Raw genomic sequence first — 14,923 nt, forward strand, 5'->3', positions numbered from 1 at the left:
ATATAAAAAAATAAAAATGTAAAAGCTGACTCCTTAAGATTCTGTTAAGAACGGTTTGTTTTAATCCTTCTCGAAGACCGATTACACCCGCAGGTTGACTGCGAAACGGCACGCAAAATAAGGAAGGAACAATATGAAAAAAGCAGCTGCGTTATTCGCCATTACCGCTCTGGTTTCTGCACCCGTATTTGCCGCACAAAGCGGCGGTGGTTTCGTCAACCCAGAAACGTCCGCGGTTGGCACACATAAAGGGGGATTCATCGATCCGCAGAATTCCCTCACAACGGTAGATAAGGCTAAAGATCTGCGTGACGATAATTGGGTTACGTTAAGCGGTAATATTGAAAAACGGATCGGTGATGAGAACTATCTGTTCCGCGATTCCACAGGCACGATGGAAGTCGAAATCGATCACAAGCGCTGGAATGGCCAAATGGTTTCGCCCACGGATAAAGTGGAAATCCAAGGGGAATTGGATAAAGACTTCAATTCCGTTGAGCTGGATGTGAAGCAGATCCGTAAACTCTAGTACGCTATCTTCAATTCTCTCGTGGCGGGCGATTGCCCGCCATTTCTCTATTTATCAATCTTCTATAACGGCCCTTCGTTACCTTTCTTTTTTTGTTAGCGAAACGTTTCGATGGCGATCACATTTTTTTTATTTCTTCGTTGCCTTTCCCACTTCTTTTTCTAGAATGTTGTTAGCGAAACGTTTCGCTGGTGGGGTGAGAAGATGAAAAAATCAGCATTACTGAATTCAGATATTTCTTCCGTGATTGCTCGGTTGGGGCACACCGATAGCCTTGTTATTGGTGATGCTGGCTTACCGATTCCTGAAACGACGACCCGTATCGATCTGGCGTTGACGCACAATGTGCCAACGTTTTTGCAGGTGGTTAATGTTGTTACCAGCGAAATGCAGGTTGAGGCCGCTATTCTGGCGGAAGAGATGATTGAAAAGAACCCCGCAGTCCATGACGCATTACTCGATCAATTGAAGCAACTTGAACAGCATCAGGGAAACTCAATTGCATTGCACTATGTCAGCCATGAAGAATTTAAAACCCAAAGCGGTAAAAGCCGGGCCATCATTCGCAGCGGAGAGTGCTCTCCGTATGCCAATGTCATCCTTTGTGCTGGCGTAACGTTCTGAGGCATCAATGCAACCTTTACTGCAACTACAAGGCATCACGAAATCTTTTCCCGGCGTTAAAGCACTTTCCGGTGCGGCACTCAATGTTTATCCGGGAAAAGTGATGGCGCTGGTGGGCGAGAACGGTGCGGGTAAGTCCACCATGATGAAAGTCCTGACCGGGATCTATCGTAAAGATGCCGGCAGTATCCATTTTCTGGGGCAAGAGGTGGATTTTAACGGGCCGAAAGCGTCTCAGGAAGCAGGTATCGGTATTATCCATCAGGAGCTTAACCTGATTCCCCAGCTCACAATTGCCGAGAATATCTTCCTCGGTCGTGAATTTACCAACCGCTTTGGTCGTATCGATTGGAATAAGATGTATGCGGAAGCCGATAAGCTGCTGAAGCGCCTTAATCTATGCTATGACAGTCGCCGTATGGTGGGGGATTTATCGATTGGCGATCAGCAAATGGTGGAAATTGCCAAGGTGCTGAGCTTTGAATCCAAAGTCATCATCATGGATGAACCTACCGATGCCTTGACGGATACCGAAACTGCTTCGTTATTCAGCGTGATCAACGAGCTGCAATCTCAGGGATGCGGCATTGTCTACATTTCCCACCGCCTAAAAGAAATCTTTGAAATCTGCGATGACATTACCGTTTTCCGCGATGGTCAGTTTATCGGCGAACGCCCGGTGAGTGACTTAGAGGAAGACACGCTGATTGAAATGATGGTGGGCCGCAAGCTGGAAGATCAGTATCCGCGCTCGAATAAAGCGCCGGGAGAGGTTCGTCTTAAGGTGCAGAACCTGTCTGGGCCGGGCGTTGACAGCGTCAACTTTACAGTACGTAAAGGTGAAATTCTGGGCGTCGCAGGGCTGATGGGCGCGGGCCGTACCGAACTGATGAAGATTCTCTACGGCGCGCTGCCACGAACGGGCGGCAATGTGACGCTTGATGGCCGCGACGTGGTGACCCGTAAACCGCAGGATGGCTTGGCGAACGGTATTGTCTACATTTCCGAAGACCGCAAGCGTGATGGTCTGGTGCTGGGCATGTCGGTAAAAGAAAACATGTCATTAACCGCACTGCGCTATTTCAGCCATGCGGGCGGTCGTCTCAAGCACGCTGAAGAGCAACTGACGGTCGCCGATTTTATCCGCCTGTTCAACGTCAAAACGCCCTCAATGGAGCAGCCTATCGGCCTGCTTTCCGGTGGCAATCAGCAAAAAGTAGCGATTGCTCGTGGCCTGATGACGCGCCCTAATGTCTTGATTCTCGATGAACCGACGCGTGGCGTTGACGTCGGGGCGAAAAAAGAAATTTATCAGTTAATCAATCAATTCAAAGAAGAAGGGCTGAGCATCATATTGGTGTCATCCGAAATGCCCGAAGTCTTGGGAATGAGCGATCGCATCATCGTGATGCATGAAGGGCGCTTGAGCGGTGATTTCCCGATTGAGCAAGCAACCCAGGAAGCACTGATGGCTGCGGCCGTTGGTAAGCAATACGGCGCAAAGCAGGAGTAAGTCAGACATGAGTTCTCAATCTATCGCGGCAAAACGCTGGTTTAGCAAAGAGTGGTTACTGGAGCAGAAATCGCTGATCGCGCTCCTGATCCTGATTGCAGTTGTTTCCGCCCTGAGCCCTAACTTTTTCACCCTGAATAACCTGTTTAATATTCTTCAGCAGACGTCGGTGAATGCCATTATGGCCGTCGGCATGACGCTGGTGATACTGACCTCGGGAATTGATTTGTCGGTGGGTTCACTGCTGGCGCTGACGGGGGCTATAGCGGCATCCATCGTTGGGCTTGAAGTGAATGCGCTGGTGGCTGTGTTTGGCGCACTGGCTGCGGGTGCGCTGATTGGCGCGGGCACCGGTGTCATCGTTTCTAAAGGTAAAGTTCAGGCGTTTATCGCCACGCTGGTCATGATGCTGCTACTGCGCGGCGTGACGATGGTCTATACCAACGGTAGCCCGGTGAATACTGGCTTCTCCGACGTCGCAGATGCTTTTGGTTGGTTCGGCATTGGTCGTCCGCTGGGTATTCCGACGCCAATCTGGATTATGGCTATCGTATTCGCTGCGGCCTGGTACATGCTGCACCATACGCGCCTGGGTCGCTATATCTATGCGTTGGGCGGTAACGAATCCGCAACCCGTTTATCTGGCATCAGCGTTGATAAAATCAAGATTATTGTTTATTCCCTGTGTGGGCTGCTATCTGCCCTGGCGGGAATTATTGAAGTCGCACGTTTGTCCTCTGCACAGCCTACGGCGGGTACAGGGTATGAGCTGGATGCTATCGCGGCTGTGGTATTGGGCGGCACCAGTCTGGCTGGGGGTAAAGGGCGTATCGTTGGCACGTTGATCGGCGCACTTATCCTTGGTTTCCTCAACAACGGACTGAATTTATTAGGTGTTTCTTCTTACTACCAAATGATCGTCAAAGCAGTCGTCATTTTGCTGGCGGTTCTGGTAGATAACAAAAGCAGTAAATAACCTTCATTCACACAGGAATTGAGTTATGAATATGAAAAAGCTGGCTACTCTGGTTTCCGCTGTTGCGCTGAGCGCGACTGTCAGTACTAATGCCTTGGCCAAAGATACGGTTGCTCTGGTGGTTTCTACGCTGAATAACCCGTTCTTTGTTTCCATGAAAGAGGGTGCACAGAAAGAAGCTGATAAACTGGGCTACGAGCTGATTGTGCTGGATTCCCAGAATAACCCAGCCAAAGAACTGGCTAACGTTCAGGATTTGACGGTACGCGGCACCAAAATATTGCTGATCAACCCGACTGATTCTGATGCGGTAGGTAATGCAATCAAAATGGCAAATCAGGCTAAAATTCCGGTTATTACGCTGGACCGCGTCGCCAGCAGCGGTGACGTGGTGAGCCATGTGGCTTCTGATAACGCCTTTGGCGGTAAAGTAGCCGGTGACTTCATTGCCAAGAAATTGGGTGAAGGCGCCAAGGTCATTCAGTTGGAAGGGATTGCCGGAACCTCCGCGGCGCGTGAGCGTGGGGCGGGTTTCATGAAATCTGCTGAGAAAAATAAATTCGCTATGCTGGCCAGCCAGCCTGCTGATTTCGATCGTACTAAAGGGTTGAACGTGATGCAGAACTTGCTGACTGCACACCCTGACGTTCAGGCTGTATTTGCTCAGAACGATGAAATGGCGTTAGGCGCACTGCGTGCACTGCAAACTGCAGGCAAAACAGATGTGCTGGTTGTGGGTTTTGACGGTACTCAGGATGGCGTGAAGGCTGTTGAGTCAGGCAAGCTGGCAGCAACAGTGGCTCAGCGTCCAGACCAGATCGGTGTAATCGGTATCGAAACAGCTGCGAAAGTGCTGAAAGGTGAAAAAACTCAGGCCATCATTCCGGTTGACCTGAAGCTGGTAGCAAAATAAGTAAAAATATACCCTAAATAATTCGAGTTGCGTGAAGGCGGTAACCGCACGAATCCCCAGGAGCTTACACAAGTAAGTGACTGGGGTGAGTAAGGGCAACCAACGCACAAGCAGCTTGAAGTATGACGGGTATAAAGCAGGGCTCGCGCCACCCGTTTGTGGTGGCGCATTATTAACGTAGCGGGATTCGACATAATGAAAACGGGTAAGCTGGTGGTGCTGGGCAGTATTAATGCTGACCATATTCTCAATCTTGAGCAATTTCCCCGCCCAGGCGAAACGGTGATCGGTGAACAATATAGTGTCGCTTTCGGTGGAAAAGGCGCTAATCAGGCCGTTGCCGCAGGCCGAAGTGGTGCGAATATCGCCTTTATTGCCTGCGTTGGAGAAGATGATATCGGCTCCCGTATTTGTCAGCAGCTATCCAAGGACAATATTGATGTTTCTGCCGTTGAGGCTATCTCCGGGGAAACGACCGGCGTTGCGCTGATTTTTGTTAACGCTGAAGCTGAGAACATGATCGCGATTAACGCAGGCGCGAATGCGGCTGTGACGCCTGATTATCTTCATCGTCATCAGCAACACATTATTGATGCTTCCGCGTTGCTGATGCAGCTTGAGTCGCCGTTGGAAACCGTTATCGCCGCAGCCAGACTAGCGCATGAACACCAAACAAAGGTGATTCTTAACCCCGCCCCCGCTCGTGAACTGCCCGATGAACTGTTATCGCTGGTCGATATGATCACGCCGAATGAGACCGAAGCGCAGTTGCTTACGGAGATTACCGTTGAGACAGAAGAGGATGCCGCTCGCGCAGCACAGGTTCTTCACGACAAAGGTATCGAAACGGTTCTGATTACATTGGGTAGCCGTGGCGTATGGTTGAGTGAAAGCGGTCAAGGGCAACGTATTCCGGGTTATCGCGTAAAAGCCGTGGACACGATCGCTGCCGGAGACACCTTTAATGGTGCGTTGGTTACCGCGCTGTTGGAAAACCAACCAATGTCTTCCGCTGTGAAATTCGCTCATGCTGCGGCAGCGATTTCTGTAACTCGCCGAGGCGCTCAACCTTCTGTCCCATGGCGTGAAGAGATCGACGCATTTTTGCAAGCTCAGGAGTGATCTTTGGCCACCATGAAAGATGTCGCCCGTTTGGCGGGCGTTTCTACTTCTACTGTATCTCACGTCATTAATAACAATCGTTTTGTCAGCGATGCCATTCGCGAAAAAATAATGAAGGCCGTTGATGACCTCAACTACGCACCGTCTGCGCTGGCTAGAAGTCTGAAAATCAATCAGACCCGTACCATCGGCATGTTACTTACAGCCAGTAGTAACCCGTTTTATGCTGAAGTCGTGCGTGGCGTTGAACGCTGCTGTTATGAGCGGGGCTATAGCCTGATTCTGTGCAACACCGAAGGCGATCGTGACAGAATGAGCCATAGCCTTGAAACGCTGCTGCAAAAGCGGGTCGATGGCGTATTACTGATGTGCACTGAAAGCCATCGCCCCTTGCCTGAAATGATGAGCCGCTATCCTTCTATACCTATGGTCATGATGGATTGGGCCCCCTTTGAAGGCGCTATCGATGTTATTAAAGATAACTCTTTGCTCGGCGGAGAGATCGCCACCAATTACCTCATCTCTCGTGGTTATAAAAAGATAGCCTGCATTGCGGGTCCTAAAGATAAGACGACAGCCTATAACCGGCTGGAAGGTTATCGACAGGCGATGCAGCTTGCTGGGCTATCCGTTCCCACTGACTATGAAATTTTCGGTGATTTTGAATTTGAAACCGGTTATCGCGCTATGCAGCAGTTATTAGCGCTGGAAGATAAACCCGAAGCGGTGTTCACCAGTAACGATGCAATGGCTGTCGGCGTTTATCACGCACTTTATCAGGCAGGACTTTCGATCCCTCAAGACATGGCCGTTATTGGTTACGATGATATTGAACTGGCACGCTATATGTCTCCGCCTCTCACTACGGTCCATCAACCGAAGGATGAGCTCGGCGAATTGGCGGTTGATACGCTGCTATATCGTCTGGAACACCCTAACACTGAACCTAATGTGTTGGTGCTGACGCCGGAATTAATGGTACGCCAGTCCGTCCAGTAAAGTTTCTAGCTAAGAAAACGCTGAAAAATCCGGCATAACGCTGTCTTTTACTGCGCTTTGCTGAAGAAATCTCCACTCGATAATTATTTTGCATTTAGCGCTTGTCAGCGGGCGAGAAGTCCCTATAATGCGCATCCACTGACACGGCAACAGCGACACGCGGTTGGGGTGACAGAGACAAGATTCAACGAAGGCGGTCAGTAATGACTTGACTTCACAGCGGAAAAGCATAATATATGCGGCCCGCGCCACGGAAGACGTGGCACTGCTCTTTAACAATATAATCAGACAATCTGTGTGGGCACTCACAAGACCGTATCTTAAACGATATAAAAAGTCTTGAAGAGTGAACAACAGTAAAATTCATTACGAATGAACAGTTACTAATTCTTTGAGCATCGCTGACGAGTTCAGCAAATCAAACAAATCTTAAATTGAAGAGTTTGATCATGGCTCAGATTGAACGCTGGCGGCAGGCCTAACACATGCAAGTCGAGCGGTAGCACAGAAGAGCTTGCTCTTTGGGTGACGAGCGGCGGACGGGTGAGTAATGTCTGGGAAACTGCCTGATGGAGGGGGATAACTACTGGAAACGGTAGCTAATACCGCATAACGTCTTCGGACCAAAGAGGGGGACCTTCGGGCCTCTTGCCCGGGGAGGAAGGCAGTAAGGTTAATAACATTGCTGATTGACGTTACACGCAGAAGAAGCACAGGCTAACTCCGTGCCAGCAGCCGCGGTAATACGGAGGGTGCAAGCGTTAATCGGAGGGCTTAACCTGGGAACTGCATTCAAAACTGACAGGCTAGAGTCTTGTAGAGGGGGTGAGAATTCCAGGTGTAGCTGTGAAATGCGTAGAGATCTGGAGCGCCAGCTAAGGTCCCAAAGTCATGGTTAAGTGGGAAACGATGTGGGAAGGCACAGACAGCCAGGATGTTGGCTTTGAAAAGCGTAGTCGATGGGAAACAGGTAAATATACCTGTACTCGGTGTAAATCCGAAGGGGGAACCGAGAAAGCTAGGTTATCCGGGCGACGGTTGTCCCGGTTTAAGCGTGAAGGTGGATGACTTAGGTAAATCCGGGTCATTATTAACACTGAGGCGTGATGATGAGTCACTACGGTGATGAAGTAACCAATGCTACGCTTCCAGGGAGGACCGGAGTGAACGCACCACTGGTGTTCGGGTTGTGATGCCAATTGCATTGCCCGGTAGCTAAGTGCGGAAGAGATAACCGCTGAAAGCATCTAAGCGGGAAACTTGCCTCGAGATGAGTCTTCCCTGGGCACTAGATGCCCCTGAAGGGCCGTTGAAGACTACGACGTAGATAGGCTGGGTGTGTAAGCGTAGCGATACGTTGAGCTAACCAGTACTAATGACCCGAGAGGCTTAACCTTACAACACCGAAGGTGTTTTGTGGGTGACTCATATAAAACGATATTCAGCTTGTTCGAAGATTGGTTCTGATGGTTACGGAGATGACAAAAAGTCATGATAAGTAACGGTTGGAATGAAACAGAATTTGCCTGGCGGCGATAGCGCGGTGGTCCCACCTGACCCCATGCCGAACTCAGAAGTGAAACGCCGTAGCGCCGATGGTAGTGTGGGGTCTCCCCATGTGAGAGTAGGGAACTGCCAGGCATCAAACGAGTGGAAAGCCCCTGTCGAAAGACGGGGGCTTTTTGCTGTGGGGCGTTTGGGGTGCTGAAACTGTTTTCTACCAAACATTACTCCAATGGTTCGGTATGAATTGCAGCAAGCTCCGCACTATAGACGGCTACTTTGAAGCCATTGATGAATAAAGTTAGCCACCTGCTCTGGTTGATTGATATCAAGCACTGGAAGTATGGTGCCTATCTCTGAATCCGCTGCAATTGCGATGACATATTCATCGATCAAATCACTTAACTCTCTGCCCAACGATTGACGAAATAAGGCTATTTTAGCGATCTTTTCGTGTTTAAAACCCTCAACCAGCACCAGATCGAGAGTTGATGCATCCATTTTCTCAGCCAGATCGTAAAGATCGGGTTCTTCTTGCTCTGGAGTCTCAGTCATCAACGCCCACCTTTGGCTGCTGGCAACAATGGTTTGTGCCGCACCTGCCTTACGTAACTCATAGCTATCTTTACCTGGTGTATCAATATCCATCTGATGGTGCGTATGTTTGATTAATCCGATTCGGATACCCTGATTAGCCAGAAGAGGGATGACGTGCTTAAGTAACGTTGTTTTACCTGTACCGCTGTAGGCGACAATAGCGAGCAAGGGTAAATGATTAGAATTCACGGTGATGATCCTCCTAGTTGGATAGATCCTCAGGCGAATTCAAATTGTGAAAGGCTTCAGGCTGATCGTTGAATGAAACAGGTTTTGCTCCGACTTGTTCCATAAATAGCATTAACTTACGGTTTCCGAGATGCAGATAAGCTTCCAACTGTTCAATAAGGTTTTTATTGATTAAGAGTAATGTGGGATGTGGACGTTCTCCGTCTCTGGCATAAGTTGCATTTGCTTCCCCCCGTGCTTGCCATAAGCGGCGTACTAGGTCGAGGGGAAAGACTGGGACATCGCAAGGGACAAATACAACCCATTCGGATGTAGATGCATGCAATCCGCTTAGAATACCCGCCAACGGGCCTAGAAAGTTTGCATCAGAGTCACCAATAATTCGGCATCCACTTTGCTCATACACATCCTGATTGCGGTTAGCGCTGATTATGACCTCGTCGACCTGTGTTTTAAGCCGAGATAAGACATGCAGGTATAGCGGCACCCCGTTCAGTACTATCAGACCTTTATCATGTCCGCCCATGCGTGTTGCACGTCCGCCCGCGAGAATAACGCCTGTAATCATTTTACTTCCCAATTATCTATTCCTACTTTTCTCTGTACCGAAAACTTGTGAGGGAGAAACCATACGTTATTCTCTAAAAACTTTTACAGAAGACCAAGTTCTTTCCTCATGTGCGCAAGGCTGTTATTTTTATCGCTATAGGCTCAACATTGCTCAAGCTGTTTTCTACTTCTTGAAATTTATTGAGTACAAATCGTTTTTAAGGAGAAAAAAATGAAATGTCATCGCGTTAATGAACTGATTGAACTCTTGCATCCAGCGTGGCAAAAAGAGCCCGATTTAAACCTGGTGCAATTTTTACAAAACCTTGCACAGGAGGCGGGGTTCGAGGGGCAGTTAAATGAACTGACAGATGATATCCTTATTTACCATCTGAAAATGCGTGATTCAGATAAAGAACAAGTCATTCCCGGTCTGAAGAAAGACTATGAGGAAGATTTCAAAACAGCTTTGCTTCGTGCCCGTGGGGTTATTAAAGATTAGTGGAAAGGAATAACACGCTCATGATGCTAACTATTGCACGCGTATATCTTATGTCGCCTCTGACCATTTGTGGCCGCGATGAATAGTTCGGTATTTAATTTCCAGACGCTATTCCCAGATCTGATCGTGGATGCTTTGCTGGATGTTGGGTTGCGCGTTGATTCCGGCCTGACGGCATTAAACAGCTATGAAAACCGGGTATATCAGTTTGCGGATGAAGATCGTAAACGATTCGTAGTGAAATTTTATCGCCCGGAACGGTGGAGCGAGTCACAGATTCAGGAAGAGCATATTTTCGCCCTGCAGTTGGCAGAAGATGAAGTCCCTATTGTCGCCCCCGTCTCGCTTAATGGGCAGACATTGAACGTCTATGAAGGATTTCATTTTGCTGTATTCCCCAGTATAGGGGGGCGGCAGTATGAAATGGATAATGAAGAGCAGCTAGAGTGGGTAGGCCGTTTTCTCGGACGGATTCACCAGACGGGACAGAAATCGTTATTCACCGAGCGCCCGACGATAGGGGTAAATGAATATCTGCATGAACCTTATCGGCTGTTGGAGACATGTCCGCTAATACCGAAAATACATCGACATAGTTTTTTACAGGCAACCCGCCAACTGATTGATACAGTTGAAACTTATTGGCACAGCGACTGGCGGCCACTGCGTCTACATGGGGATTGTCACCCAGGAAATATTTTGTGGCGTGATGGCCCTCTGTTTGTTGATTTGGATGATGCTCGCAATGGTCCGGCAATACAGGATTTATGGATGCTGTTGCACGGCGACCGTCGTGAACAACGTATTCAATTAGATATCTTATTAGAAGCCTATAGCGAATTTGCGGATTTTCAGGAGAAAGAGCTCGCGCTGATTGAGCCTCTTCGTGCGATGCGGCAGGTTTATTATCTGGCTTGGATTGCTCGTCGCTGGGAGGATCCTGCTTTTCCGAAAAATTTCCCTTGGATGACGGATGCTGATTTTTGGTTGAAGCAAACGGCAATTTTTATTGGGCAAAATCAGCTGTTACAGGAACCTCCTTTACAGCTAATGCCAATGTACTGAAATTAAATGGAGAGAGTGAAATTTATGAAAAGATTATGGCTTGCGCTGATTGGCGTTGTTCTGGCATTTAGTGCTTCTGCTGCAGAGTTCTCTGACGGCAAGCAATATGTAGAATTAGATAAACCTGCGACTCAAGAGCCTCAGGTTCTTGAGTTTTTCTCTTTCTATTGTCCGCATTGCTATCAGTTTGAGCAGGTTTATCACGTTCCTGATGCAGTAAAGAAAGCGTTACCAGAGGGGACGAAGATGACACGTTATCACGTGGACTTCTTGGGCCCATTGGGTAAAAACCTGACGCAGGCTTGGGCTGTCGCCATGGCGCTGGGCGTAGAAGATAAAATTACTCCGCTGATGTTTGATGCCGTTCAGAAAACACAGACCGTACAAAAACCAGAAGATATTCGGGCAGTCTTTGTTAAAGCGGGTGTGAGCGCGGAAGAGTTTGATGGTGCACTGAATAGCTTTGTCGTGAAATCTCTGGTTGCCCAGCAGGAAAAAGCGGCCGCAGATTTACAATTACGTGGTGTTCCTGCCATGTTCGTTAACGGTAAATATATGATCAAGAATGATGGTCTTGATACCAGTTCAATGGATGGATATGTAAAACAGTACGCTGACGTGGTGAAATTCCTCATTACCAAAAAGTAATCACTTAATAGGCCATGCGGGTTAACCGCATGGCTTTATACCTTCTCGCGGTTCACCCTCTTATCTTTTATATCTCACCACACCACAATATCTATTTATCTTTTTGTTTATATCCACAAATTGGATGACGGTTTACTTAGTCTCTAAAACAAATGATTTATATTATAACTTCATGAAATTAATGAATATAAAAAACCATATTGAAATAACAGTAAAAATTAGTAATTAAACGGGGAAAAATATGCACAAAGTTATCCACAAGAAGATCTTGCGAGGATCCATGTAAAACCAGCCAATATCTTACGTTAAGGATCGTCTCTTTCCCTGACCTATGGCATGCTTAGCGCTATGACAGACCACAATGATTACGGCAGACTATGGCTCAGATTGCAGAAAATCCTTTAATACTGGTAGACGGTTCATCCTATTTGTATCGTGCTTATCACGCTTTCCCACCGTTAACAAACAGCGCGGGAGAAGCAACCGGTGCAATGTATGGCGTGCTGAATATGCTACGCAGTTTGTTGCTGCAATATCATCCCAGCCACGTTGCCGTTGTTTTTGATGCGAAAGGGAAAACGTTTCGCGACGAGCTGTTCGAAGACTATAAGGCTCACCGCCCACCGATGCCGGATGATCTACGCGAGCAGATAGAGCCTCTGCATAGTATGGTGAAAGCAATGGGGTTACCGCTTCTGGCGGTTTCCGGCGTAGAAGCAGACGATGTGATTGGTACGCTCGCCGTGCAGGCGGAAAAAGCGGGCAAGTCGGTGCTGATTAGTACTGGCGATAAAGATATGGCACAGCTGGTGACACCGAGCGTGACGCTCATTAATACCATGAACAACACGATTCTTGGCCCTCAGGAGGTATGTGATAAATACGGTATACCTCCCGAGCTAATTATCGATTTCCTCGCGCTGATGGGGGATGCATCGGATAATATTCCCGGTGTACCAGGCGTAGGGGAGAAAACCGCGCAGGCACTATTACAAGGGCTTGGCGGGCTGGATTCGCTCTATGCCAACCTTGATAAAATTGCTGAGCTTTCTTTCCGTGGCGCGAAAACCATGGCACCGAAGCTGGAACAGCATAAAGAAGTGGCCTACCTCTCTTATCAGCTTGCCACCATTAAAACGGATGTCGAGCTGGAGCTCAGCTGTGAGCAGCTCACCGTTAACGAGCTGGACGTGGATGAACTGCATCGCCTCTTTTCCCGCTATGAATTTAAACGCTGGTTATCAGATATTGAATCAGGCACTTGGATGCAGGGTAAAAAGAGCAGCCAGCCTGTTCAGGCTGTGAGTAATGCGGTGGTTGAGCAGGCGGTTGAAGAAGATAACGCGCCTACACTGTCTGCCGACGGTTATGTCACGATTCTTGATGAAAAAACGCTGTTGGATTGGATTGAGCGTTTAAAACAGGCTGAGGTTTTTGCTTTTGATACGGAAACCGACGGGCTGGATACGCTCACCGCCAATCTGATTGGTCTGTCATTCGCGATTAAGCCAGGTGAAGCGGCCTATTTGCCGTTGGCACATGACTATCTGGATGCGCCTGAGCAGTTGGATCGTGCCCAAGTATTGGCATTATTCAAACCGCTGCTGGAAGATGAGAAACTGCTTAAAATTGGTCAGAATCTCAAGTTTGATAAAGGCGTGATGCAGCGGTATGACATCGATTTACGCGGTATTGCGTTTGATACCATGCTGGAATCTTACGTGCTCGACAGCGTTGCGGGTCGTCACGATATGGACAGTCTGGCCGAGCGCTATCTGAAACACAAAACCATTACCTTTGAAGAGATTGCGGGTAAGGGAAAAAACCAGCTGACGTTTAATCAGATCGCACTGGAACAGGCTGGGCCGTATGCGGCTGAGGATGCAGACGTTACGCTGCATTTGCACCAGACGCTGTGGGGAAAACTCCAGCCGCATGCCGATCTGTGTCAGGTCTTCCAGGCTATCGATATGCCGCTGGTTCCGGTTTTATCCCGAATCGAGCGTACCGGTGTGCTGATCGATCCCGCCATTCTGGCAGAACACTCAAAAGAGCTAACGACGCGTCTGGCGGGGCTGGAAACACAAGCCTATGAGTTGGCTGGCGAAGAGTTCAATCTCGCATCGACCAAACAGCTACAGGGCATTCTTTATGAAAAGCAAAAGCTGCCGATTCTGAAGAAAACGCCAAAAGGCGCACCGTCAACCAATGAGGAAGTGTTGGCCGAACTGGCACTGGATTACCCTCTGCCGAAGTTGATCCTCGAATATCGTGGCTTGGCCAAGCTGAAATCCACGTATACCGATAAGTTGCCGCTGATGATCAATCCGGCGACGAAGCGCGTGCATACGTCTTATCATCAGGCTGTTACTGCTACCGGTCGTTTGTCTTCCAGCGATCCGAATCTGCAAAATATTCCGGTGCGTAACGATGAAGGACGTCGTATTCGTCAAGCATTCATTGCGTCTAAGGGCTACAGCATTGTTGCAGCTGACTACTCGCAAATTGAGCTGCGTATCATGGCGCACTTATCGGGTGATAAAGGGCTGTTGAATGCGTTCGCAAATGGGCTAGATATCCACCGGGCAACGGCGTCAGAAGTGTTTGGTATTGCGCTGGATAATGTGACATCAGAACAGCGTCGTAGTGCGAAAGCGATCAACTTCGGTCTGATCTACGGCATGAGTGCGTTTGGCTTGTCGCGTCAGTTGAATATTCCCCGTAGCGAATCGCAAAAATACATGAACCTGTATTTTGAGCGTTATCCCGGTGTGCAGGATTACATGGAGCGGACGCGCCAACAGGCGGCGGAGCATGGCTATGTGTCTACATTGGATGGCCGCCGTCTCTACCTGCCCGATATCCATTCTCGTAATGCGATGGCGCGTAAAGGTGCGGAGCGTGCGGCGATTAATGCCCCGATGCAGGGGACAGCAGCTGACATCATCAAGAAAGCGATGATCTCGATTGACGATTGGCTACAGAAAGACACGCCGTTGGTGAAGATGATCATGCAGGTTCACGATGAACTGGTTTTCGAAATCCACGATTCGGTTATTGAAGAATCTATTAGTAAAATCAAGATATTAATGGAAGGATGTATGCAATTGAATGTCCCGTTGCAGGTAGATATCGGTACAGGCATGAACTGGGATCAAGCACATTAATGGCCGATTCTTGCGCTATTTCTGTAA

13 protein-coding genes, 1 rRNA gene and 2 other annotated features are annotated in these 14,923 nt (G+C 48.5%); of the genes, 12 read left to right on the plus strand and 2 right to left on the minus strand.

Translation table 11 applies throughout. The features are described 5' to 3' along the window. Positions 1-133 precede the first annotated feature (133 nt). From DCX48_13600 to rrf, 8 genes are all read left to right on the plus strand, one after another. Entirely contained in the window at positions 134-529 is a 396-nt protein-coding gene (locus tag DCX48_13600) for a YgiW/YdeI family stress tolerance OB fold protein (protein QXE15468.1), read from the plus strand. Positions 530-733: 204 nt separating this feature from the next. Next, positions 734-1,153 (plus strand): D-ribose pyranase, encoded by a 420-nt coding sequence (locus tag DCX48_13605; protein ID QXE15469.1) that lies wholly within the window; start codon positions 734-736, stop codon positions 1,151-1,153. Between the two features lie 7 nt (positions 1,154-1,160). Beyond that, positions 1,161-2,666: a ribose ABC transporter ATP-binding protein RbsA gene (rbsA, locus tag DCX48_13610; protein QXE15470.1), complete on the plus strand. Its 1,506-nt coding sequence runs from the start codon at positions 1,161-1,163 to the stop codon at positions 2,664-2,666. 7 nt (positions 2,667-2,673) lie between these two features. Continuing rightward, positions 2,674-3,642, plus strand: coding sequence for a ribose ABC transporter permease (locus DCX48_13615; protein ID QXE15471.1), 969 nt, complete (start codon positions 2,674-2,676; stop codon positions 3,640-3,642). Between the two features lie 25 nt (positions 3,643-3,667). After that, positions 3,668-4,555: a ribose ABC transporter substrate-binding protein RbsB gene (gene rbsB, locus DCX48_13620; GenBank protein ID QXE15472.1), complete on the plus strand. Its 888-nt coding sequence runs from the start codon at positions 3,668-3,670 to the stop codon at positions 4,553-4,555. A 195-nt stretch (positions 4,556-4,750) separates the two neighbouring features. Beyond that, a complete protein-coding gene (locus tag DCX48_13625; protein QXE15473.1) occupies positions 4,751-5,677 on the plus strand; it encodes a ribokinase in 927 nt (308 codons plus the stop codon). Between the two features lie 12 nt (positions 5,678-5,689). Continuing rightward, the gene (gene rbsR, locus DCX48_13630) at positions 5,690-6,676 is read left to right on the plus strand and encodes a transcriptional regulator RbsR (GenBank protein ID QXE17242.1); all 987 of its coding nucleotides are present in this window, start codon (positions 5,690-5,692) and stop codon (positions 6,674-6,676) included. A 431-nt stretch (positions 6,677-7,107) separates the two neighbouring features. After that, positions 7,108-7,545: a sequence feature (possible 16S ribosomal RNA but 16S or 23S rRNA prediction is too short), on the plus strand. Beyond that, positions 7,543-8,091, plus strand: a sequence feature (possible 23S ribosomal RNA but 16S or 23S rRNA prediction is too short). (Overlaps the previous feature by 3 nt.) A gap of 110 nt (positions 8,092-8,201) precedes the next feature. Further along, a 5S ribosomal RNA gene (gene rrf / locus DCX48_13635) occupies positions 8,202-8,317 on the plus strand. 126 nt (positions 8,318-8,443) lie between these two features. On the opposite strand, the gene mobB is transcribed toward rrf, so the two are convergent. Together mobB and mobA are read right to left on the minus strand one after the other, a co-directional pair. Continuing rightward, positions 8,444-8,965 (minus strand): molybdopterin-guanine dinucleotide biosynthesis protein B, encoded by a 522-nt coding sequence (gene mobB, locus DCX48_13640; protein ID QXE15474.1) that lies wholly within the window; start codon positions 8,963-8,965, stop codon positions 8,444-8,446. Between the two features lie 13 nt (positions 8,966-8,978). Continuing rightward, positions 8,979-9,533 carry a molybdenum cofactor guanylyltransferase MobA gene (mobA, locus tag DCX48_13645; protein ID QXE15475.1) on the minus strand — a complete coding sequence of 185 codons (555 nt, stop codon included), beginning with the start codon at positions 9,531-9,533 and terminating at the stop codon, positions 8,979-8,981. 213 nt (positions 9,534-9,746) lie between these two features. Here mobA and DCX48_13650 point away from each other — a divergent pair, with 213 nt between their 5' ends. The 4 genes from DCX48_13650 to polA all read left to right on the plus strand — a co-directional run bounded on the left by DCX48_13650 (position 9,747) and on the right by polA (position 14,896). Continuing rightward, positions 9,747-10,016: a DUF1040 family protein gene (locus DCX48_13650; protein ID QXE15476.1), complete on the plus strand. Its 270-nt coding sequence runs from the start codon at positions 9,747-9,749 to the stop codon at positions 10,014-10,016. Positions 10,017-10,094: 78 nt separating this feature from the next. After that, positions 10,095-11,081 (plus strand): serine/threonine protein kinase, encoded by a 987-nt coding sequence (locus tag DCX48_13655; GenBank protein ID QXE15477.1) that lies wholly within the window; start codon positions 10,095-10,097, stop codon positions 11,079-11,081. 24 nt (positions 11,082-11,105) lie between these two features. After that, positions 11,106-11,729 (plus strand): thiol:disulfide interchange protein DsbA, encoded by a 624-nt coding sequence (dsbA, locus tag DCX48_13660; protein ID QXE15478.1) that lies wholly within the window; start codon positions 11,106-11,108, stop codon positions 11,727-11,729. A gap of 377 nt (positions 11,730-12,106) precedes the next feature. After that, positions 12,107-14,896: a DNA polymerase I gene (gene polA, locus DCX48_13665; protein ID QXE15479.1), complete on the plus strand. Its 2,790-nt coding sequence runs from the start codon at positions 12,107-12,109 to the stop codon at positions 14,894-14,896. Positions 14,897-14,923 lie beyond the last annotated feature (27 nt).

It is taken from the genome of Pectobacterium atrosepticum, assembly GCA_019056595.1.
Classification (GTDB): domain Bacteria; phylum Pseudomonadota; class Gammaproteobacteria; order Enterobacterales; family Enterobacteriaceae; genus Pectobacterium; species Pectobacterium atrosepticum.

Coding starts and splice junctions, on each gene's coding strand:
- DCX48_13600 (QXE15468.1), top strand. CDS start 134: ATGAAAAAAGCAGCTGCGTTATTCGCCATTACCGCTCTGGTTTCTGCA.
- DCX48_13605 (QXE15469.1), top strand. CDS start 734: ATGAAAAAATCAGCATTACTGAATTCAGATATTTCTTCCGTGATTGCT.
- rbsA (QXE15470.1), top strand. CDS start 1,161: ATGCAACCTTTACTGCAACTACAAGGCATCACGAAATCTTTTCCCGGC.
- DCX48_13615 (QXE15471.1), top strand. CDS start 2,674: ATGAGTTCTCAATCTATCGCGGCAAAACGCTGGTTTAGCAAAGAGTGG.
- rbsB (QXE15472.1), top strand. CDS start 3,668: ATGAATATGAAAAAGCTGGCTACTCTGGTTTCCGCTGTTGCGCTGAGC.
- DCX48_13625 (QXE15473.1), top strand. CDS start 4,751: ATGAAAACGGGTAAGCTGGTGGTGCTGGGCAGTATTAATGCTGACCAT.
- rbsR (QXE17242.1), top strand. CDS start 5,690: ATGAAAGATGTCGCCCGTTTGGCGGGCGTTTCTACTTCTACTGTATCT.
- mobA (QXE15475.1), bottom strand. CDS start 9,533: ATGATTACAGGCGTTATTCTCGCGGGCGGACGTGCAACACGCATGGGC.
- DCX48_13650 (QXE15476.1), top strand. CDS start 9,747: ATGAAATGTCATCGCGTTAATGAACTGATTGAACTCTTGCATCCAGCG.
- DCX48_13655 (QXE15477.1), top strand. CDS start 10,095: ATGAATAGTTCGGTATTTAATTTCCAGACGCTATTCCCAGATCTGATC.
- dsbA (QXE15478.1), top strand. CDS start 11,106: ATGAAAAGATTATGGCTTGCGCTGATTGGCGTTGTTCTGGCATTTAGT.
- polA (QXE15479.1), top strand. CDS start 12,107: ATGGCTCAGATTGCAGAAAATCCTTTAATACTGGTAGACGGTTCATCC.